Annotated in this window: 16 protein-coding genes; 10 read left to right on the top strand and 6 right to left on the bottom strand. The window is 44.1% G+C overall.

Going from position 1 to position 22,126, the window contains the following annotated elements; genetic code table 11:
- Nucleotides 1–6: 6 nt before the first annotated feature.
- The 5 genes from F7R24_RS13910 to F7R24_RS13890 are packed head-to-tail and all read right to left on the bottom strand — an operon-like array spanning nt 7 to nt 8,041.
- Nucleotides 7–1,152 (bottom strand): FIST signal transduction protein, encoded by a 1,146-nt coding sequence (locus tag F7R24_RS13910; protein WP_151671871.1) that lies wholly within the window; start codon nt 1,150–1,152, stop codon nt 7–9.
- Nucleotides 1,153–1,201: 49 nt separating this feature from the next.
- Entirely contained in the window at nt 1,202–3,256 is a 2,055-nt protein-coding gene (locus tag F7R24_RS13905; protein ID WP_151671870.1) for a two-component system response regulator, read from the bottom strand.
- Nucleotides 3,249–5,609 carry an ATP-binding protein gene (locus F7R24_RS13900; protein ID WP_151671869.1) on the bottom strand — a complete coding sequence of 787 codons (2,361 nt, stop codon included), beginning with the start codon at nt 5,607–5,609 and terminating at the stop codon, nt 3,249–3,251. Before F7R24_RS13900 ends, F7R24_RS13905 begins: the two co-directional genes overlap by 8 nt.
- Entirely contained in the window at nt 5,602–6,390 is a 789-nt protein-coding gene (locus F7R24_RS13895) for an ATP-binding response regulator (protein WP_151671868.1), read from the bottom strand. The genes F7R24_RS13900 and F7R24_RS13895 overlap by 8 nt, the downstream gene beginning before the upstream one ends.
- Nucleotides 6,383–8,041: a diguanylate cyclase gene (locus tag F7R24_RS13890; RefSeq protein ID WP_151671867.1), complete on the bottom strand. Its 1,659-nt coding sequence runs from the start codon at nt 8,039–8,041 to the stop codon at nt 6,383–6,385. Before F7R24_RS13890 ends, F7R24_RS13895 begins: the two co-directional genes overlap by 8 nt.
- Before the next feature lie 183 nt (nt 8,042–8,224).
- On the opposite strand from F7R24_RS13890, the gene luxS reads away from it, so the two are divergent.
- Nucleotides 8,225–8,746 (top strand): S-ribosylhomocysteine lyase, encoded by a 522-nt coding sequence (gene luxS / locus F7R24_RS13885; protein ID WP_151671866.1) that lies wholly within the window; start codon nt 8,225–8,227, stop codon nt 8,744–8,746.
- A gap of 166 nt (nt 8,747–8,912) precedes the next feature.
- Here the strand turns inward: luxS and F7R24_RS13880 are convergent, their stop codons facing one another.
- Nucleotides 8,913–9,395, bottom strand: coding sequence for a GNAT family N-acetyltransferase (locus F7R24_RS13880; RefSeq protein ID WP_151671865.1), 483 nt, complete (start codon nt 9,393–9,395; stop codon nt 8,913–8,915).
- Nucleotides 9,396–9,461: 66 nt separating this feature from the next.
- Between F7R24_RS13880 and radD the strand changes: the two genes are divergently transcribed.
- The 9 genes from radD to F7R24_RS13835 all read left to right on the top strand — a co-directional run bounded on the left by radD (nt 9,462) and on the right by F7R24_RS13835 (nt 21,980).
- Entirely contained in the window at nt 9,462–11,195 is a 1,734-nt protein-coding gene (gene radD / locus F7R24_RS13875; RefSeq protein ID WP_151671864.1) for a DNA repair helicase RadD, read from the top strand.
- Nucleotides 11,196–11,304: 109 nt separating this feature from the next.
- Nucleotides 11,305–12,333, top strand: a complete 1,029-nt coding sequence (locus tag F7R24_RS13870; protein ID WP_151671863.1) for a cytochrome-c peroxidase — start codon at nt 11,305–11,307, stop codon at nt 12,331–12,333.
- Nucleotides 12,333–15,533 (top strand): EAL domain-containing protein, encoded by a 3,201-nt coding sequence (locus F7R24_RS13865; protein WP_151671862.1) that lies wholly within the window; start codon nt 12,333–12,335, stop codon nt 15,531–15,533. The genes F7R24_RS13870 and F7R24_RS13865 overlap by 1 nt, the downstream gene beginning before the upstream one ends.
- Before the next feature lie 132 nt (nt 15,534–15,665).
- Nucleotides 15,666–15,866, top strand: a complete 201-nt coding sequence (locus tag F7R24_RS13860; RefSeq protein WP_151671861.1) for a DUF2788 domain-containing protein — start codon at nt 15,666–15,668, stop codon at nt 15,864–15,866.
- Nucleotides 15,867–15,909: 43 nt separating this feature from the next.
- A complete protein-coding gene (locus tag F7R24_RS13855; protein WP_151671860.1) occupies nt 15,910–16,482 on the top strand; it encodes a LemA family protein in 573 nt (190 codons plus the stop codon).
- Nucleotides 16,483–16,505: 23 nt separating this feature from the next.
- Nucleotides 16,506–17,453, top strand: coding sequence for a GIDE domain-containing protein (locus F7R24_RS13850; RefSeq protein WP_168926840.1), 948 nt, complete (start codon nt 16,506–16,508; stop codon nt 17,451–17,453).
- Nucleotides 17,454–17,551: 98 nt separating this feature from the next.
- Complete coding sequence (gene kdsA / locus F7R24_RS13845) at nt 17,552–18,400, top strand: 3-deoxy-8-phosphooctulonate synthase (protein ID WP_151671858.1); 849 nt, start codon at nt 17,552–17,554, stop codon at nt 18,398–18,400.
- A 1-nt stretch (nt 18,401) separates the two neighbouring features.
- Nucleotides 18,402–20,492, top strand: coding sequence for an SUMF1/EgtB/PvdO family nonheme iron enzyme (locus tag F7R24_RS13840; protein WP_151671857.1), 2,091 nt, complete (start codon nt 18,402–18,404; stop codon nt 20,490–20,492).
- 72 nt (nt 20,493–20,564) lie between these two features.
- Nucleotides 20,565–21,980 carry a DUF4139 domain-containing protein gene (locus F7R24_RS13835; protein ID WP_151671856.1) on the top strand — a complete coding sequence of 472 codons (1,416 nt, stop codon included), beginning with the start codon at nt 20,565–20,567 and terminating at the stop codon, nt 21,978–21,980.
- The last annotated feature ends 146 nt before the right edge of the window (nt 21,981–22,126 follow it).

Raw genomic sequence — 22,126 nt, 5'->3', positions numbered from 1 at the left:
CTCTTCTTACTTGTCAGTAGGCGAGGATAACAAGCCCAACACAGCGGTTTTATTATAAAATTCAAGGTAATCCTGACCTGAGTTTGCTATCTCGCCCAGAGTAAGCGCACCGAAGAGGGTATAGTCACCCGACACTTGTTTGAATTCCTCCAGTATACCCTCCTGCATGAATAACACACGTGAAATACAGTCGATGAAGCAACCTAAACTGGGTGCAGCATTAGATACTGAATTAAACGCCTGCTGGGCTCGCTCACTTGCCTCAGAGGCTGCATTGATCAAACTTTCAGGAGTACCGTTTAAAATACGAACAAAGCTTCCTTCAGGGACTTCACCCACGCAAACCATACCTGTGGTATCTTTTAACATCAAGGGATCACGAACGATCAGCTCTGCATCTAATTTACTGATACCAAAAGGATAAGACTTAGCAATATCAAAGAAGTTATCGTCAGTAAAAGTTTGACCGCTATGACTTTCAACCAGTGCACGATAGACTTCAAAGGCAGGCTTCCAGTCTAAACTGATCACATGATTTTTATTCGATTCAGTTACTTTCATCGGTTCACTGATGGGTGTCCAACCATGCGACACACCAATACCACTAAGCAATGGCAAACGTATGAGCAAAGCTGAATCTTGAACTAATCCGTTTGGTGTAATTAAGCAAGGCTTCTGCACAAAGGATAGCGATCCTGCCCCGCCCCCGAGATAGTTTTGCTCTAGTCCCAAGTTCATAAAAACGGCTTCAATAAAGGTAGCAATACAGGTAGACAGACCATCGACAAAAACTAGGTGAGTTGCAGAGCCGTCAAAGGTATCCCAATGATCAGCCAGATGTGCCAAGGGTGTATCAAAATCGGCCGAAAGATTACTTAATTGATCAACGACAGACCACTGCAACGCAGTCGGAAACGTGACCAACACTGTGCCTTGGGTGTAGTTTTTACCTTCATAAATCACCTGTGGGAAAATACCACCTAAGACAGTTAGGTTTGCACTTGAGAGTATCGGATCCACCAACTCAGGCGTCCAACCATTGTCATCCGCTGCAAATACTAATATCGAAGACACGTCTGGTTGCGATTTTAGCTGCTCAAGCTGAGCCTTTAGCGTTTCAACGGATGGATCTTCAAGAAAGAAAGTTTTCATTATTATGCTCCTAACCTGCTCATCAGGTTTCTTTGCAGCTAAAGGGTAGTTATAAATTTTTAATCAAGTTGATCAATGCCTTTGGCTCCAAAGGCGGTGAAATCAAATAACCCTGTATTTCAGTGGCACCTAAAGCATCGATGTAATCTCGTTGTCGTTGTGTTTCAACACCTTCGGCAATAGTGGTCAGCCCAAGACCTTGGCACAGTGAGGTTAACGCACGCACGATGGCGCGGTCGCTTCTTCCTCGAGTGATATCTTTTACGAAAGCACGATCTATCTTTAAAGTGTCTATCGGGAAGCGTAGTAAATATTCCAGCGATGAAAAACCGATACCAAAATCATCGATTGCTATCTTGAAACCCATCTCTCTGAGCTGATGTAACGTCTCAATCGTTGCCTCGGGGTTATGCATTGCAAGGCTTTCTGTTATCTCTAATTCAAGCTGCTGAGGAACGATGGCTGTCTTGATAACAATTGCTTGGATTTGAGCAGGCAGATCAGCTTGGTCAAACTGTATAGGGGAAAGGTTAACTCCCATGCGAAGTGGATAGCCCTCTGTCGTCCATTCCACTTGTTGACGACAGGCTTCTTCTAGAATCCAGTCTCCCAGCTCACTAATCAACCCCATCTCTTCGAGAATTGGAATGAAACGAAAGGGTGGCACCGACTCTCCTTGAGGATGACGCCAACGTAACAATGCCTCAACGCCTACCACTCGATCACTGCTTAAATCAATTTGCGGCTGGTAAACTAAATAAAACTGCTTTTCAGTCACCGCCATTCTTAAGTCAGATTCCATTTGTAAACGACTTTGTAAACCATCGTCTTTACTGTCGGTGTAAAATCCAAGCGTTACATTGGCTGTCGGCTTTTGCAGTCGCTGTGTTCGATGTGCCATACCTAACAGCTCACTGGCCGAAGAACTATGGCGAGGTCCGATGGCAACACCGGCTGTGAATGTCAGATAGGTTTCACGATCTCCTAACATCCAAGAGCGATTTAGCTGAGCTAGCCACCAATTTATCTCTGCAGAAATACGCTCATCATTGTTATCCGTATCAAGCAGTGTTCGCCATACAAACACTCCTCCATCCATTCGCGCAATAAAGGTATTGGGTAATTGCTCACTGCGAAGCTGGGACACCAAATTGATCAAAAGCTGATCAGCCACATCAACGCCATAAGTCTCGGTAATCTGTTGGAATCTAATGAGCTCAATAACGCCAACGATCACTTGTGACTTATTTCTGGTAGATAACTCGATACTTTCTTCTAAATCGCGCAGGAAAAGCTTTCGGTTAGGCAGCCCTGTCGTTGCATCATGAAAGGCGAGATAGTTGACCTGATGTTCAAGGCGGCGTTGTGAGGATACATCTTGTATAGCTCCAACAAATAATCCCTGTGCTATATTGTGCTGACCAACAATTTTTAAAATATGATCTTGTTTTTGTGCTGGTGAGCGTACCTCTAATTCAAACTTAGCTCCAGTTTTTGCAGCATCCTCAAAGATACGAATCATACGCTGACGATCATCTGGATGAATAATCTGCATACCACTTTCAAAGCTATTGGGAAGCTCATCAATCCAATGCAATAGATCACTGGCATCATCAGACCAGCGCATTTCCTGTGTCTTCATATCGACTTCCCAGAAAGCAAGACCTGCAAGAATGCGCGCAGTTTCCTGAAGCCCCGTGATACGCATTAGTTCGCGCTCTCGCGCTGCATCTCTAAGTGCATAGCGAATACGTTTGTGTAGCAGTGGATAATTGATCGGCTTAGGGAAGAAGTCATTGGCACCCGCTTCAAAAGCCTGATCTATGGCCACTAAATCATCATCTGCGGTGAGGATTAAAATCGGCGTCATCATTTTAGATTCTTGTAGACGTATCTGCCGTATCGCATCATAACCGTTCATCACCGGCATATTGACATCCATTAAGATCAGATCTGGATGTTGCTTAATATACTGATCTACTCCCTCGGCGCCATTGGCGGCTTCAATGATTTCAAAACCTCGTTTACCCAAGTAACCTTTAAGCTTCATACGCTCGATGTTTGCATCATCGACTATCAAGATACGTGTTAATGACTCAGTCATGCGTTTTGGACCTTTTAACAGCGTCAAGGACAGCGTCCAGTTCAGTTAACTTAACAGGTTTACCAAGATGGCCATTCATACCTGCATTCAAGCAAGCCTCTTTATCTGTGGGTAGAACATTAGCGGTCATGGCAAATATAGGGATAGGAGGCTTTGACAATACACGTTCATTTTTTCGAATATGACTGGCTGCTTCGACCCCTCCCATCACCGGCATCTGCATATCCATCAAAATCATATCAAAAGTGCTTTCTTTACAGATGTCCACTGCTTCTTGGCCATTTTCTGCAAGCGTTACACAGTGTCCTCGCTTGCTCAGTAAGGTTGTGATTAACTTCTGATTAACCTTGTTATCCTCGACTAGCAGAATATTGAGTGGCGCACTCTCTGAAGAAGATGTTTGACTCTTATCCATAACATCTTCAGGTTCAATATCGATTTGCTGACAAGGTAACTTAATCCAGAAGAGGCTTCCCTGACCAGGCTCGCTCTCTACACCTATCTCGCCTTGCATTAGCTCAACTAGTCTAGCCGTGATGGTCAAACCCAACCCAGTGCCACCAAAGCGACGAGTAGTCGAATCATCGGCCTGAGAAAAAGCTTGGAAAATATGTTTCTGCTGCGATTTGGAGATTCCGATACCCTGATCTTTGACTCCTAAATAAAGTTCTCCTGAAGAGCCTTCAATGGCTTGCCAACCGATGGTTACACGAACTTCGCCTTCAGCTGTAAACTTAATGGCGTTATCACAAATATTGACTAATACCTGTCTCACACGAACCGGATCAATGAGACAACAATCAGGTACATTTGACTGGATATCGACGACCAGCGTAATCCCTTTTTTCTCTGCCAACATGGCCACAGGTTTCAGGCACTGCGATAGCAATACTTTTACGTCTGTATTGATAGGGCTGATTTGCAGCTTGCCCGCATCGATTTTAGAAAAATCTAAAATATCGTTCAGAATAGCTAGCAAAGCATCCGCTGAGGATTTGACCACATCTAAATAATCTCGTTGAGCAGGCGTTAGTTCGGTATCTAAGGCAAGATCCGTCATTCCGATAATACCTGTCATGGGTGTGCGTATTTCATGACTCATATTCGCTAAAAACGCACTTTTTGCTTCACTGGCAGCAACCGCTTCTTTTCGTGCTTCATCCAGCGTTTTATTCAGTGCATTAAGCTCGTCGTTAGTTTGTTTTAGATCCTGTTCCAGTTGTTTCTGCTGCGTTATATCGGTTCGTATAGAGATATATCTGTCTATCTGTCCGTCTGCATCATAAAGGGGCATGATGGTGGCTTTCACCCAATAATGACACCCCTGTTTGTTCACGTTTTTAATTTCACCATGCCAAACCTGACCTGACACAATGGTATGCCAAAGCGCTTCAAACATTTCAACCGAATGATGGCCACTATTGATGATGCGATGATTTTTTCCAATCAATTCGTCATCTTCATATCCTGATATATTTTTAAAGTGCTGATTGGTGTAGATAATATTCCCTGCACGATCAGTCATACTGACAATCGCGTGCTGATCCAATGCATTTTGCTGCTGCTTAAGTTCTTTAGTTGCAAATTCAAGCTTACGATTTCGATCGAAAAGTAATTTGATCGTTTTTCGTACTCGCCCATCCATAAAGAAAAGGGCAAACAAGGCACTGATAAAAGCTAATACAACAAAACTTATCAGATATAAGAAGCGCCCACTTTGAGCTAGCACGTTTTGACTGGCGGGCATCGTTACCACTTGAATACCCCTAACATCGCCCACTTGCCAATCTCGCTTGGGTGAATCTTTGTGATTGTTATGGCATGTTACACAGGTAGGCAGCATTTTAATCGGTGTTGCATAAACCAGTTCTTTGCCCTGATCATCGACTTGAAAGCGAAAGAATTCAGGCAGATTTTGTTCACGCATCTGTTCTAATGCATCAATATCAAAGGGCGTAATGAGACGGTCAGCACGCTGCGGAAAAGGAAAATCACTGACTAGACGCGCATCAATAGTCTCATCACGTTGACTCATGTAGTCAACCAAGTCAATAGTCATGGTTGCGGGTATCGGGATCGCACCTCCTTGATCGCGGTAATGTTCTGTAATGATAACCCAAGGATGCCCTACCAAAGGACTGACGATCACCTCTGTGTAGAAGTTTCGGAAAGACTCTATGGCATTAGAGTAATTTCTTGCGGCACGAAGCAAATGATCCTCTTCAGTTTCACGAACCACCCAGACACTCAATGCCAAAAAAACGCTGGCAAATAAAAACGCTGAAAGCGCCATCAAATTACGAAAGCGCTTTTGCTGTCTAGAAAGATTATCTATTTTTAAAATTTCAGCCAAGTTTGCCACCCTCTTTAGCGGGACGCTTTTTTATCAATCTCTCCATTTCAATAAGTAAAACGTCAGATAATGCCGGTGTCCTAGGCAATAATCTTAATATATTTAAATGATCAGGCAGTTGACGTTGATCAGTGCTTAGCATCAAAACGGGTATATTGTGGTTAGGCGAATCTGACTCTCTAACCGCAGCAACTACAGCAGAACCGTTTAAGGAGTTTAACTGACGCCCAATAATCAAACAGTCATAGCGCGAATGGAGTAACTCATTCAGGGCCTTCAAGCCATCATCGAAGGTATTCACTTGAACTGCCAGATCCGCTAAAACCTGCTGGCAAAGTTGCTGCATGATGCGAGACGACTCAACCAACAGCACTCTCTTAGAGACCTGATCTGAATCTAAACACAGCTTTTCAAGCTGCTGTTTCAACCCAGTTAGATCTGCGCCCGTTGATAACAGATCTGCCGCTTGGCGAAGTAAGTCAACAAAACCTAGCAGCACTGGCAAAGAATCACGACTTGGCGAACTTTGCCATTCAATCAATGCAGATTCAAATTGATGACCAATACTGGTAATCATGCCAAACCCGTGTGTACCACCGGATCCTTTAATGCTATGAACTAAACCAAAAAGACGGTTGAATACGTCGGTATCAAATTTTTTTTCCAGCAACAGAAGATCAGCTTCAGCATCATCACAATGATCAAGCAACTCAGTTAAAAAAGCTTCCGCTAATTGACGTAAGAGACGATCAACTTGATCCATAGAAGCTTTTTTATTCATTCAAACGATTCCTAGGTGTAAATCGTCTAACTTGATTACGCCCCTCAGACTTGGCTAAATAAAGTGCTTTATCAGCAACAGCTAATAGTGCTGCTGGTGTTACCTGATCGGCGGTAGAAGCGATACCTGCACTAAAAGTCACATGAAATTCTTCCTGTTCATCTTTGAATTGCAGATCACTAAAGCGACGCAAAATATCGGTCATGAGGTGTTCAGCAATTTCTGAACCGGTGTCAGGCAGGATAATGACAAACTCTTCACCGCCATAGCGACCAATGATGTCAGACTTGCGTAACCGCTGTCGTAACAGATGTGCCATCGCTCTGATTACTTGATCACCGGCAGCGTGACCGTAGGTATCATTAATTTTCTTAAAGTGATCTAGATCTAACATCACAACTGATAAAGGCAAGGAGTTGCGTTCAGAACGAGCTATTTCAACCTCTAATGATTCTTTTATTCTTGAGTGTTTTAGCAGTCCCGTTAACCCATCACGAGACATCAGCGAATCCAGTTTTCTGAAACGTGCGGCACGCACACGAACAGAAGCCACTAGACGAGTATCCGTGATAGTTTTAGTGATAAAGTCATCACCACCTCTTCCCATGGCCATCAGTTGCTGGTCTAAATCGGTTTCGGCGGAAAGATAAATTACTGGCAAACTTACCCACTCTTCATAAGTGCGAATCATGCCTGCCAACTCTGCACCAGAGCAACCCGGCATGTGAATGTCCATTAACACTAATTCTGGACGAAAATCTGCCAACTTATCCATGATCTCAGTTGGCTCAGCTAAGGTTTGCACTAACATTCCAGCAGCAGTCAATATTGCAGCATAGTGTTGTGCTTGTAGATCATCGTCCTCGACAATAAGCACTCGATAAGCAATTTGCCTCTCTTGCTCTAGAACTGACTCTAATCGGTCAATTAATCTAGGATAGTCCAGGGGCTTGAGCATATAACCCAAGGCACCCATTCGAACTGCTTTAAGACGGGCATTAAATGAGTCAGATGCTGATATAAACACCATCGGCACACCTAATCTCATTAGTGGAGATTCACGCGTTAACTTCTCTGCAATGTTGATCTGTTCTATAGAAAACATGACATCTAAGATTAAACCATCTGGACGCTCATACTTTGCCGCTTCTTCTGCAACATTAAATGATTCAAACCATCTAACCGAATAATTAAATTGATCCAATACACGCAGTATTTCAGCAGCTTGAAGAGCATCATCCTCTATAAGCCACAAATGCGGTTGATTAGGTAGATACCGAGGAGGGTCAATTACGCTTGTATTGGGAGAGGGATCTAGATACCTGACTTCATTAAGCTGTGTTACTAGGTCATCAATCAATCCATGTAGATTATGCTGATACACCTCTGACTCAGGGTTTTCAGTTAATGCTTTGACTAGGTTTTCAACAATACGTGTGCTTTCAGTAACCTCATGAAACCCAAAGGTACCCGCTGAGCCAGCAATGCCATGTAATTGATGCCCAAGCTTTTCCAGCAGATCACTAGTAAAACCTTGTTCTGCCAGTTCATGCGCAACCACCTGAAGCTGCTCGACTTCTTTTGGTAAGCGTTGAACATAAAGTTTCGCAAGGTTTTGCAAAAGCTCATTGATCGCCGGATCGGACAACATGGCTCATCCTTATAATTTTTAAATTATGAAGTGTCTAATCAGACACTTTTTTACTCTAGTAAAGCTAGGACTTCATGGAAGAACTATAGAACAAAAACATTTGCCCTAGCCAGCACACACATCTAAATACCAACTAATGTACGTAGTGTGCTAAAGTAATTCGGAAACATTCAGGAGTTAATCATGCCATTACTAGATAGCTTTCGCGTCGATCACACTCGAATGCACGCACCTGCCGTTAGAACCGCAAAAAAAATGCAAACCCCCTCAGGCGATGCGATTACCGTATTTGACTTACGTTTTTGTGTTCCAAACCAAGAAATTTTGTCAGAGAAGGGAATTCACACTCTTGAGCATCTGTTCGCTGGCTTTATGCGCAATCATTTGAACAGTGATCAAGTTGAGATTATTGACATTTCACCAATGGGTTGCAGAACAGGCTTTTACATGAGTTTAATTGGCACGCCAAGTGAACAGCAAGTTGCTAATGCTTGGTCGGCCGCCATGCAAGATGTCATTCATGTACCATCAATGAAAGATATCCCAGAGCTGAACGAATTTCAGTGTGGAACCTACACAATGCACTCTTTGGAAGAAGCTAAGCAGATTGCCGAAGATATTATCGCTCGTGGCGTAGGCATCAACAGCAATGAATCGCTCTATTTAAGCGAAGAATTCCTAGATGCAAAAACAGCGCAAGGGTAACCCCCTGCGCTGTCAATAAAATGGTGCTAACTTCCTGTTAGAACCATTTAGATCTCCTGCTTAGGCAATGAAGGGTTGTTTTAACATCACCAACCTTTCTTATTGCCAAATGTGTAACAAAACTATATCAAAGAATATTCGGAAAAAACAGAACATTTAGATCTTATTAGACTATTTTTTTGTGCCAAAATTGCGCCACTCCTGCAGAAGGATCCAGTTGGTAGGGCTTAAAACCCAGTCGACGATAGGCATGTTTAGCTGGCTCATTGCCTTCCAACACTTCTAATGTTAGCTTCACGCAGCCTAATTCATAGGCAAAACTTTCTGCTGCAGTAAAGAGTTGCGCGGCGATTCCTCGACCGCGATATGCCTCAATCACCATTACATCATGAACATTTAAGAGTGGTTTCGCTGCAAAGGTCGAAAAACCTTCAACAAGGTTAATCAGTCCAACTGGGGTATCTTGATCATAAGCGATAAAACTGTGTATAAAAGGACGCTTCATCATAGCGTCAATTAAACTAGCCTGAACTTCTATCGACAGCGGCTCGCCTCCTCCCATTGGATCACAGGCATATTCATTTAACAGGCTGACCACCGCCTGCGCATGAGTAGCTTGAGTGAGATCTGCTTTTACAATTGTTATCATAGACATGGTTACCAGCGGGTTTGTTTTCATAAATTCACTGCCATCAATAGGGCTTAAAACGATTTAATGACTGCGATTGTACTCCGAAACTACCAAAAACAGGCAGTGACTGCGACGCTTAATCACTTTCGACAGTCTCAAGAATCGGCCATCATTGTGCTGCCTATGGGATCAGGGAAAAGCTTAGTCATTGCAGAACTGGCCAGATTGGCGCGTGGAAATCTGCTAGTACTGACGCATGTGCAAGAGCTGGTCGAACAAAATCACGCGAAATATGAAGCACTCGGATTCACAGCGGGACTTTTCTCGGCAGGACTGGGTAAGCGCCAAACACAAGAACAGGTAACTTTTGCGAGCATTCAATCCATAGCGAATGGCCTTACAGAGTTCAATCAACAGTTTTCGTTGATCATCATCGATGAATGTCATCGAGTGAGTAACAAGGATGATAGTCAATATCAGCAAGTCATTAGCACGTTAAGAGAGCGTAATCCTTCTTTAATGCTATTAGGCTTAACCGCAACGCCCTATCGTCTTGGTCAAGGATGGATCTATCGTTATGATTATCGCGGTTTTGTCAGGGAAACAAACCATGCTGTCTTTGACCATTGCATTTATGAACTTCCATTAAGCCAACTGATACGAGAAGGTTTTTTAACACCGCCTGTTTGTATTGATGCGGCACTTCATCATTATGATTTTTCTAGCCTGATAGCGGTTGACCATCAACATCAAACCCAAGCTTTGAGTCACCTATTGCGAAAGTACCCCAGAGTGACTCGTGCCATTACAGAGGAAGTCGTCGAACTGGCTAAGTCTAGACGAGGAGTGATGCTGTTTGCCGCAAGTGTAGAGCATGCAAAGGAGATTTATCGTTACTTGCCCGAACAACAATCTGCCATTATCACAGGCTCAACTGATCGCCAGTCACGACAAAATTTGATTAACGCCTTTAAGCAGCAGCAACTTAAATTTTTGGTCAATGTCTCAGTGTTGACCACTGGATTCGATGCACCACATGTCGATTTAATTGCGATTTTAAGGCCCACCGAATCAGTAAGCCTCTATCAGCAGATTGCAGGGCGCGGTCTACGCCTTTACCCTGATAAAAAAGACTGCCTAATCATCGATTATGCTGCGAATGGGTTTAACTTATTTAGTCCTGAGATAGGTTCACCTAAACCTGCTGCGGATACGGAGGCGGTTCAAGTATTTTGTCCCCTATGCAACTTTGCCAATATTTTTTGGGGAAGAAGGGACGAACAAGGTCAGGTGATTGAGCATTTTGGTCGGCGCTGCCAAGGCTTAACATTTCAGGGTGAAAACAAACGTCAATGTCACTATCGCTTTGTGTTCAAAGAGTGCCCTTTTTGCAATCACGAAAATGATATTGCTGCTCGACGTTGCGAACATTGCGATAATGTCTTAATTGACCCAGACGATATACTTAAACGAGCTTTGTCGCTAAAAGATGCAAAAGTCATGCGATGTGCCGGTATTTCTTTTGAAACGGATCAACAACGTCTTATCGTGATTTACCATGATGAGCAAGGTGATACGCTAAAAGAGGCATTTGATTTTAGTTACACTAAGTCACGACACAGGTTTAATGAACAGTTAGGTCGACGCATGTATATGGGTTCGAAATCATTTAACTCTCTTGATGAGGTCTTTCAGCTGGAAGCACAATTTAAGCACCCTGACTTTGTCATAGCGAAGCGTCAAGGACACTTCTGGAAAATAGAAGAAAAGCTCTTCGATTACCAAGGTCGTTACCGAAAAGCCAATCAGCTATACTAAATGATAAAAATCATTGATATTTAACAAACAAAGCTGATTGGATCAGTTGAATTTATTTAGGTTTAACCTGATTATTACACTTTCAAAAAATAGGTCATTAGACATTCGTGTGAAAAACTACCTGCTCCCGTTTTTGATCAAAAACACTCGTTTTTCTTTATTACATTATCTAAAGGTGATGGTGTGTTTTTCCCTGTGTGCTGTCAGCCTAAATAGTTACGCGAACAGAGCTATCCTTCCTACGCCAGAACTCCCCTCTTTACCAGCACCATTGGTCAGCTTAGGAGACACACTATTTCATGACACTCGCCTCTCCGCAGATAACACCATTAGTTGCGCCAGTTGCCATGATTTATCTCACAATGGAGCTGATCGTAGACCCTTTTCTGTAGGGGTCGGCGGTGCCGTTGGAAGAATAAGAGCGCCGAGTGTCTATAACAGTGCTTTTGATCTTGCCCAGTTTTGGGATGGGCGAGCTATCGATTTGCAATCACAAGTCGATGGACCTATTCATGACGAAGTCGAGATGGGATCAGATTGGGAAAGTATTATTGCTAAACTGCAAGAAGACCCTAGCATCACACAACGCTTTAATGCAGTTTTTCGTAATGGCATTACCGCCGATAATATTCGCGAGGCACTCGCTGCCTTTCAGAAAACCCTAATTTTAACTGACTCACCCTTTGATCGTTGGTTGTTAGGTGATCATTCGGCACTCACGTCACAACAGGTGAGAGGTTATGAGTTATTCAGAAGTTATGGCTGCATCAGTTGTCATCAAGGAGCAAACGTTGGCGGCAATATGTTTTCACGTATGGGATCACTGGAAAACTATTTCGAATTAAAGGGTGAACACATCTCTCAAGCTGATCTGGGCCGTTATAACGTGACCGGAAACCCGAATCACCGGTATGTATTTAAAGTGCCTAGTTTAAGAACCGCCGCCTTAAACGATTTTTTCTTTCACGATTCCAGTGCCAATTCACTTGAAGACGCTATTGTTACCATGGCGCGCTTTCAATTAGGACGCCAACTTCCTGAGAAACATATTGCCGATATAGCCGCCTTTATACACTCATTAACAGGAACACATCCACGCTTAAGCTCACCGCTCAATAACAAGTTGGAGCAGCAGTAATGCCAGCGTTAATGCGACCATTCACAGTACTGTTAATCCTGACGATCTCGGCTTTAATTGCACTATTCCTTCAAACGAGGAGTATCGGTTTAATAGAGCATACTGAACGCTTAGATCATTTTTTGCAGTTACGCGAGCTGGATTCGAAGCTAGATGAGCAAACACTGCTGATTGCAACAGGCGTTCAAAATCAATACGACACACAGGTCCAATTGCGTAAAGAGATCGACACTCTTGTTGCTCAATTGATCCATCAAGACGGCCGCTTCTATCAAGGACTGGATCAAAAATCTTCTGAATTGCTACACCAATACGCTCAGGCTCAAGCAGAGAAAGCGCGCATCACCGAAGAGATAAAACTCTATGCTGCGCTTATTCGTAATGCATTGTTATTTATGCCTAACCTAGTGCAAGAGTTACGTGATGATGAGCACCCTCAACGCGACGAAAGCGCTCGCTTGATGAGTCAACTATTTCGTTATCATCTGTTTCCCGATCCTCGGGTGTTAACTGATCTGTACATTAGTGTTGATCACTTCAAAAGCAACTTGGATAATAATCATCCAGCATTAACTGCCTTTGCAACTCAGGCAAATCAAAACCTAAGCCACTTGAACAACCTCCATCAATACCGAGATGCCTTCAATAATATTAGTACTCGGAGTTTGCTGCGCTCACTGGAACAAAGCTATCAAAGCCACTACAACAAACGATCTCGGCATGCCGAAGCTTTTACGCTAACACTCTTGCTGTTAAGTATTCTGCTTATGCTGTTGTTAGGTGGAATGTTTAAACGCTTACAGCAACTCAATGAACGCTCTGAGCAAGCGCGTACTCGCTTACAAGATGCCGTTAACAGTTTATCGGAAGCGTTTGCTCTTTTTGATAAGGACGGCAAATTAGTTCTGTTCAATCAGCGCTGGCAATCCTTTTATCCTTGGTTGAAAGAGCTGGACTCTTTAGATTGGGCTTCCCAGCAACGACTGAACAAGCAGTTCGGAGTGACAACCTCTGCCGATATTTCAAACACACTGGATACAACCCAAAACTATCTAGAACAAACCCCTGATGGACGCTGGTATCAAGCAAGCAATAATCTAACGGCTGAAGGGGGGATTGCCAGTGTCAGAACCAATATCACCGAAATGCAACAAACCCATTTACGCCTCAGACAGTTAGGACGTGCTCTAGAACAAAGTCCTTCGGCCGTTATGATTACTGACACCGAAGGGGTTATTGAATATATCAATCCGAAGCTATCTGAAATGACAGGTTATCTATCCGATGAACTCTTGGGTCAAAACAATAACATCTTAAAATCGGGAGAAATGCCGGCCAGCTTGTTTATTGAGATGTGGAACGTCCTTCGTGAAGGCAAAACCTGGACAGGACAGCTACTCAATCGTAAAAAAGATGGCTCGTTATTTTGGGACTCTACCTCTATCTCTCCTTTGCGCGATGATACCGGCACGATTAGTCATTTCATTGCAGTTAAGGAGGACATTACCGAGCGACTGAACGCAGAAGAGCAGCTTCGCATGGTTGCTGCCGTCTTTGAAACCAGTAATGAAGCGATCATGATTGCCGACCACAAGGGTCTTATCAAAGTGGTTAACCGCGCCTTTGAGCGTATTACTGGATACACGGCTGATGAAGTCAAAGGTAAAAATCCCAGTATGCTAAGCTCTGGTCGACATGATCGTGATTTCTATGAAAGTATGTGGGAAACACTCACAACGACAGGCTGTTGGTCAGGCGAAATTTGGAACCGTCGAAAAAATGGCAGCGTTTACCCAGAATGGCTTTCAATTTCAGCGCTACATGATGATGACGGTAATGCTACGGAGTATGTTTCAGTCTTTTCTGACATCACTAACCGTAAAGAGGCTGAAGCCCATATTCGTCATCAAGCCTATTATGATGCACTAACTCAACTGCCTAATCGTAATTTACTGCTCGATCGTTTGGAAGTGGCCATCCATACCGCCGAAAGAGATCAACAAATCATCTCGGTACTCTTTATCGACTTGGATCGCTTTAAATATGTTAATGACACGCTTGGGCACGAGTATGGTGATGAATTACTCGTTCAGGTCGCCAAAAGACTGAGCAACTGTGTCCGTGAAAGCGATACGGTGGCACGCTTTGGTGGAGATGAATTTGTCATTTTATTACATAACATTCAATCAGAACGCGCGGCTACTCTGATTGCTGAGAAAATAATTCGACGCTTATCTGAACCCTTTACACTCGCAGGTCGAGAAATAGTGATTGGCGCCAGCATAGGTTTGACCCTATTTCCCGGTGAGTCAGATGATCCTGATACCCTACTTCGCAATGCGGATCTTGCGATGTATCGAGCTAAGCAAACTGGGCGTAATCGCTTCCAATTCTTTACCGGCAGTTTACAAGAGCAAGCCAATACCCTGATGGAGATGGAGCAAGACTTACGTTTAGCCTTAGATAAAGGTCAACTGGAAGTCTTTTATCAACCACTGGTTAAGGCCAATACAGGAAGGGTGACGGGCGTTGAAGCACTATTGCGCTGGCATCACCCAACACTCGGCATGGTGCCACCCGATAAGTTCATTCCTCTAGCTGAAGATACTGGCTTGATTGGCCCTATCGGTCAGTGGGTACTGGAAACCGCTTGCCAACAAGTCAACTTATGGCGCCAGCAGGGTATTAAGCTCTATCTATCCGTGAATATTTCCGGGCGCCAACGTGATTTAGGATTGGATGCCAGTTCTCTAAAACGGATTCTCGAGCAATCACATTTTCCGGCGAATGAGCTAGTACTCGAAATAACTGAAGGCATGTTACTAGACAACAGCGATACCACCATCGCTTGGCTTCAATCGTTTAGCAACATGGGCGTTCATTTAGCCATCGATGATTTTGGTACGGGCTATTCAGCACTCAGTTACCTAAAACGTTTCCCTATCGATATGCTTAAAATTGACAGGGAATTTATCAGTGAAATGACGGTCAATAGTGACGATTCATTATTAGTAGAAGCCATCATCTCAATGGCCAGAAGCCTAAAGTTGCGGTTGATAGCAGAAGGGGTGGAGACTGACGAACAACGTAAGCTTTTATTAAGCTTAGGCTGTGAGTACCTCCAAGGCTATTTCTTCTGCAAACCAGTTCCTGGTAAATATTTTATCGATTGGTTAGCAGCCTATCAGCCAATAAAATGATCGTTTTCACCAGCATAAGCCTATAATCAAATATTATTGCAATATTTGAATTTTTTTCGCTGTCGCCGTGTTGTCCTAGGTACAATATCGTGCTGATCGAATACTCATTCATGTCATCTTAAGAGGATCCTCATGCGTCTAGCTGAAATCGAAGCCATTGCATTGAACGTTGGTTTAGCTGTGTTTGCTGCTTTTATCTTTTTTATCATTTATGACTTAGCCAAAAAGTCGAAAGCAGGCAAGTTTGGTACCTTTATATTATTTCTTGCTTTGGGACTTGGATTAGGTGTTTTCTTGATTAAAAACTTGATTGTCTATCTCATGGATCTTTGATTAAGCTATAGTTATTCCATACAAACCTAGTGGAGTTGTTTCTATGGATCCTTTTTGGTTGATCGTGCTAGTTCTACTAACACTCGTTATCTTGTATGGCATATTCATCTACAACAATCTTGTTAGATTGAAGCATAACGTGAGTAGAGCTTGGTCGAATATCGATGTGTTACTGAAGCAACGGCATGATGAATTGCCGAAACTGGTTGAAACCTGCAAGCAACATATGGAATTCGAACAACAAACGCTTGAACGTGTCATGCAAGCCCGTGCTGCGGTTTCAGAAGCGAGAGAAAGCGGTAACGTCAAAGCACTGGGACAGGCTGAAACGCAAATGCGCTTTGGCTTAGGTAATTTATTCGCGGTTGCTGAAGCCTACCCTGAATTACGAGCCAGTGAATCCTTTCAACACCTTCATTCCCGAATTTCATCGTTAGAATCAGGTATTGCTGATCGTCGTGAGTTTTATAACGACTCTGTAAACCATTTGAACATCCGCATAGAGCAATTCCCCGATATTATCGTGGCGAAACGCTTAGGCTTTACCGCTGCCACGCTGTTGGAGTTTGAAGAAGCAGAACTAAAAGACGTCAACATGAAACAATTATTTAGCTAAGCCAATACTGGGTTTTTATGTTATTGAACTTACATATAGACCAACAAGAATTTTGGCTTGGGATCATCGTTTGCTCTGCCAGCATGCTGGCTGCTGCATGGTTTATGTTTCGTCATCTTCGTCGCTATCGACTCATTACCGACACACCAACGGCACTCATACGCTCGGCACCGCAAGGCTATGTGGAAATCATTGGACATGTGGTTGGCGGTGAAGGAGGTTTATTAGAAGCTCCATTATCGGGCAGACCCTGTGTTTGGTACCGATATCGGGTAGACCGTCAAAGCTCTAGTCGAAAAAACCGCTGGAGTAGTGAACATCGAGGTACCTCCGAGCAATGGTTTCAGGTAGATGACGGCACAGGGGTTTGCCTTATCGATCCTGCAAAAGCTGAGATAGATGCCGTGCAACACAGAGTATGGTATGGCAACACGCCTAACCCCAATCTTAACACGACGACTCACACTCACACCGGCAGCTTTCTAACTAGACCACTAACAATAGCAGCAGGCATCCCCCTAGGCACTCGATATCGTTATATTGAAACCCTCATTTTAGAGCATGAAAAAGTCTATGCACTCGGTACTTTTCAGACGGTTGGCGGAGGTCGAGGAGTAGCTAATATAGAGCAATTACAAGCTCAAATTATTCGGGATTGGAAAGCAAATTATCAAGATCTATTGATACGTTTCGGAACACCGGGAGCCAAACTACTATCGGATACCGAATGGCAAAACGTTCGTGACGCTGCTCGTATAGAAGCACAAAAACAACGACAAGCGTCATTAGATCTTCCCGATATGCATACCTTGTCCAATCCCGGTTTACCTGGCCACCCATTGCTCATCTCTACTCAAGATGAGGAAAAACTGGTCAAACGCTTTAGATTTAGAGCGACACTTTGTTTAATTTACCTTGCCGCTGCGCTTTGGTTTTGCGCTGAACTACTAACGGCTAGTATTTACTCATGAATTCAGCAACGTCTTAAACCTTAATCGACTCAATAAGGAAGACTTGTTTAACTTGCCTTCCTATAATGTAGTCATTCATTTGCTCACAGGATGTTAATATGGAACAGAAAACAATTCAGGTCGGTCATTTATCCGTTAGTAATAACAACCCTATGGTGCTATTGGGAGGGATGAACGTACTTGAGTCGCGTGATCTAGCGATGCAAATCGCAGAAAAGTATGTTGAAGTCACGCAAAAGCTTGGCATTCCCTATGTGTTCAAAGCCTCTTTTGATAAAGCCAATCGCTCGTCATTACACTCCTATCGTGGACCTGGTTTAGATGAAGGGTTAAAAATTCTGCAAGAGATCAAACAAACCTTCAATGTACCCGTTATTACGGATGTTCATGAACCCCACCAAGCGGCGCCTGCTGCAGAAGTATGTGACATTATTCAGCTACCTGCTTTTCTATCGCGACAAACCGATTTAGTTCAAGCCATGGCTTCCACAGGCGCTGTGATTAATATTAAGAAAGCACAGTTCTTAGCTCCTCAAGAGATGAAACACATCCTGCATAAATGCGAAGAAGCCGGTAATTCAAATTTGATGCTTTGTGAGCGCGGCAGCAGTTTTGGCTACAATAATCTTGTTGTCGATATGCTCGGTTTTACTATCATGAAAGAGTTTGGCTATCCGGTTATTTTTGATGCCACACATGCCTTACAGATGCCAGGTGGTCGTGCTGACTCTGCAGATGGACGTCGTGCTATGGCTGCACAGCTAGCCCGTGCTGGACTTTCTCAAGGGATTGCCGGTTTATTTTTAGAAGCCCACCCCGATCCCAGTAAAGCCAAATGCGACGGTCCATGTGCTTTGCCACTTCATACACTGGAGGCGTATTTATCACAGATGAAAGCAGTCGATGATTTGATCAAATCACTTCCAGTGCTGGATACCAGTCAATAACATGGCCGAATCAATCCTTTCCACACTCAAAAGTGATGCCATTGTAGGCCCTGAGAGACACCGATTTCGATTGCTGTCTTCTTTAGGCGAGCATCCTTATGGCAGTTGCTGGAAGGCAGAGGATTTAGCGACATCATCTAAAACTGAAGTCATGTTACTGTTCCTCCCTGATGTCTTAAGCCGACAGCAATCTTGTGTGGAAGAACTGCGAAAACTGGTGATTTTAGCACGCAAGTGCAAACACCCTAATGCGTTAGACTGCTATGGTTTATTCTCTCATAAGGGTGCTATCTTTGTTGCATTCGAGTCCATTGATGGCCTCACACTCGCAAAAATGCTGGATAACAATCAAGCGCAAAAACTGAAACCGGAGCAAAAACAAGGTCTAGTTATTCAAATCGGCAAGGCGCTAGATGCGTTCCATCGCGACACGCGTAAAAGCCACTCTAGCCTTTCGCCAGAACTCATTTTTATCAGCTCTGGCAAAGGTGTTCGAGTGATGATGTTGGGTTGGCGGCATATTGTTGATGAATTTCTAGACTTAATTCCTGGCGAACCTCGTTATCGTCAATATCAAGCACCCGAAGGTTTTGATCCACTACCGACCACCCAAAAGTCCGACCTATATGCCTTTGCTGCGATGATTTATCATCTTTACTCAGGCAAGCCTGCTTTTTTACTCAATGACGATGAAAAATCTCGCTTCCAACGTGAACTGAAAGCACCCACTCAATTGGATGAGCACCAATGGCAGTATCTGCAGGCCGCATTAAGCCCTGATCAAGACACCCGTCCGGCAAACGCTATGGTACTGTTGAAGCAACTCTACGCTTTGTCTGCTAAAGATTCAGAAGCGGATTCAGATGAGCAGTCTTCCGTCGATGCTGACACGACAGATCAAACTAATGAGCAACGTTCGGATGTTGAAGATGGAAACAACAAATCCAGTGATCACTGGCTTATCAGCAAACTCCCCAGTGGGTTAATAAAGCCGTTTTCGCGCTTATCCAAACTGACTCAAGGTTTTGGTAACAAAACACGAATGCTATCGTTGTTTTTTGCAGGTTTACTTCTGGGACTTCTCATCAGCTTAATGTTAAGACCGAATACCACTCAATTTACCAACGAAATCCTTCGCCTTGAAAATGAGTTAATTAGCACTCAAGCGATGCTGGAAGCATTACAACAGCAGCCACTGTCAGCTCCTGAAATTGACGAATCACCTGAACCCGCAATGGAAATAGATGATCTTCTTGCCGAGAATAATGATACGCAGGCTAGCTACCAACCAGTAGCGGCTCAACCGACCAATAGACAGACCCTTCAAGATACTGAAAGTCCAGAATCATTGATCCGCTTCCAAGATTTCTTTGGTGAGAGCGGCGTTGCACCGATGATGCAGGAGTTACCACAGGGTGAATTTTTAATGGGCGACCTGAATCGTATTGGCGACGATAATGAACGACCCGTGCGAGAGATTATTTTTGAGTATCGCTTTGCCATCGGAGTTCATGAGGTCACCTTTGCTGAATATGATCAATTTGCTGCAGCGACAGGACGCGACTTACCTGATGATGCCGGCTGGGGGCGTGGTGATCGCCCTGTCATCAATGTCAGTTGGGAAGATGCTCGCGACTATGCCCGTTGGCTAAGGGATGTAACGGGACAACCCTATCGTCTACCGACTGAAGCGGAATGGGAATATGCCGCGCGTGCAGGAACGGGTTCCGCATGGTGGTGGGGTAATGAGCTGGAACCGGGCATGGCCGTTTGTGATGGTTGTGGAACACAATGGGATGGTCAGCAAACAGCACCTGTCGGTCAACTCCCCGCGAATGCTTGGGGTTTACAGGATATGCATGGCAATGTCGAAGAATGGGTCGAAGATTGCTACAGTGACCATTATACCTCGGCACCTGAAGATGGTTCGGCCATGCACATGGGTAATTGTAACCTAAGGGTTCTGCGTGGCGGATCTTGGTTTGATATCCCCCGTGTGATTCGTTCATCTAGCCGCTATCGACAAGAAATCAATCTTCGCCAACACACCTTTGGTTTTAGAGTTGCGGTAGATTTACACGAAGCTCCCTAAATATTCATTAGAACTATTAGATTAACGTCCTAGAAACGCTTTAACTAAAGCCTCCAAACAAGAGATTTTATCATGGCCCAAGGAATGAAACTGTTACCCCTGTTAATGGCAGCCAGTCTGTTTACCTTTCCTATTCAGGCAACGCTTCTAACAGAAGCAGAACAGACACAGCTCAAACTAACGGTGTACAACCAAGATTTTGCTGTGGTTGAAGATCACAGACAACTATCAGTTCTGAATGCTGGCGAACAGGTTCAAGTTCAGAATATGAGCCCCGCTATACTGCCTGAAACCTTGAGAATTCAAAACGCAGGGCAGATTCTAGAGCAGGGAATTTCACGCTCTTCCCTTAACTTCCTATCCCTGCTTCAAGCCTATGTTGGCGAGACACTAAACGTCGCCCGACTCAACACGAGCACAGGGCAAGAAACCATCAGTCGTGTCGAATTGCTCAGTGTCGATGGAAGCCATGCGCTGATTCGTCGAGAGGGACAGATCGAGTCCATTCCGCTTCAGACCAGAGAATGGCGCTTTATTTTCCCCGCTGAATTACCCAGCAACCTACAAGGTCAAGACAGTATTCACTTTACCAGCGCAGGAACAGAACAAGATTCGACAGCCATATTGAGCTACCTGACGTCGGGGTTAGGTTGGAAGATGGATTACGTCATGACCTTAGATGCACCAGGTAAATCGCTAGCCGTTGAAGGCCTAGCATCGGTATATAACCATAGCGGTGGTCATTTTACTAACGCGGAACTGCGACTGATGGCGGGCGACATTAATGCACCGGATCAACGCCAACCTGTCATGATGCGTGCCATGGCCATGAATGATGCGTTAGGCAGTATGCCCGAGCAAGCAGCGGAATCGGTTCAAGATTTTTATCTGTATCGACTTCCTCACCCAGTTTCCTTTCAGCCTAACGAAACAAAGCAACTTCCTTTAATACAACTGGCTGATGTTGAAGCAACGCTGCGTTACCAACATCATTTTTCCATTTGGCCGGCATTGGATCAACAGCGACATCAAGCACAGGCAGATATCAGCTTGGTATTTGATGCGCCCAAGTTAAAGGATCAAAACGCGCCATTACCCGCAGGACAAGCACGGGTTTTTCGTCCTGATCGACAAGGAGAGATGCAGTTCATTGGTGCCGCGAATCTGCGTAACTTAGCGACTGGAGAAACAGCAGAACTGGCCTTAGGACGCGCCTTTGATTTGAACATACAGCGTCGTCAAACCCTGTTCAGTGATGGCTTTGATAGTGTCACCATTCAACAGGAAGTCACTGTCACTAACGCAGGTAATGAAGGCCGTAGCCTTGATATTAGCGTTGGCTTTCAACAAGAATGGTCATTACGTGATGCCACTCATCCTATGAAAGATGATGGCGCAGGAAAACTCACAGGGCAGATGCACCTGCCCGCTGGGGGCAGTGAAACACTGAGATTCACGGTGGAGTTAAAAAAACGTATTAATCGTTAATTAACTAGACCCCCTCTTCGTATGCGCCCATAAAACAGCACCTACAATTTAAGAATTAATCGCTTCAAACTACCTCCATCACTTTTAATCGATGGAGGTCGGTATGAGCAACCAAACCAAGCAACACACCTGGCAACAGATTATTT

The sequence above is a fragment of the Nitrincola schmidtii genome (assembly GCF_008973715.1).
In the GTDB taxonomy this organism is placed as follows: domain Bacteria; phylum Pseudomonadota; class Gammaproteobacteria; order Pseudomonadales; family Balneatricaceae; genus Nitrincola; species Nitrincola schmidtii.
Note: the sequence above shows the minus strand (reverse complement) of the source record. Positions and strands in the feature narration are given on the sequence as shown.

What these genes read in the sequence shown, in the direction of transcription:
- F7R24_RS13890 (WP_151671867.1), bottom strand. Translation starts at nt 8,041, where the DNA reads ATGTTGTCCGATCCGGCGATCAATGAGCTTTTGCAAAACCTTGCGAAA.
- F7R24_RS13860 (WP_151671861.1), top strand. Translation starts at nt 15,666, where the DNA reads ATGCGTCTAGCTGAAATCGAAGCCATTGCATTGAACGTTGGTTTAGCT.
- F7R24_RS13855 (WP_151671860.1), top strand. Translation starts at nt 15,910, where the DNA reads ATGGATCCTTTTTGGTTGATCGTGCTAGTTCTACTAACACTCGTTATC.
- F7R24_RS13905 (WP_151671870.1), bottom strand. Translation starts at nt 3,256, where the DNA reads ATGACTGAGTCATTAACACGTATCTTGATAGTCGATGATGCAAACATC.
- kdsA (WP_151671858.1), top strand. Translation starts at nt 17,552, where the DNA reads ATGGAACAGAAAACAATTCAGGTCGGTCATTTATCCGTTAGTAATAAC.
- radD (WP_151671864.1), top strand. Translation starts at nt 9,462, where the DNA reads ATGACTGCGATTGTACTCCGAAACTACCAAAAACAGGCAGTGACTGCG.
- F7R24_RS13865 (WP_151671862.1), top strand. Translation starts at nt 12,333, where the DNA reads ATGCCAGCGTTAATGCGACCATTCACAGTACTGTTAATCCTGACGATC.
- F7R24_RS13910 (WP_151671871.1), bottom strand. Translation starts at nt 1,152, where the DNA reads ATGAAAACTTTCTTTCTTGAAGATCCATCCGTTGAAACGCTAAAGGCT.
- F7R24_RS13895 (WP_151671868.1), bottom strand. Translation starts at nt 6,390, where the DNA reads ATGAATAAAAAAGCTTCTATGGATCAAGTTGATCGTCTCTTACGTCAA.
- luxS (WP_151671866.1), top strand. Translation starts at nt 8,225, where the DNA reads ATGCCATTACTAGATAGCTTTCGCGTCGATCACACTCGAATGCACGCA.
- F7R24_RS13840 (WP_151671857.1), top strand. Translation starts at nt 18,402, where the DNA reads ATGGCCGAATCAATCCTTTCCACACTCAAAAGTGATGCCATTGTAGGC.
- F7R24_RS13835 (WP_151671856.1), top strand. Translation starts at nt 20,565, where the DNA reads ATGGCCCAAGGAATGAAACTGTTACCCCTGTTAATGGCAGCCAGTCTG.
- F7R24_RS13880 (WP_151671865.1), bottom strand. Translation starts at nt 9,395, where the DNA reads ATGATAACAATTGTAAAAGCAGATCTCACTCAAGCTACTCATGCGCAG.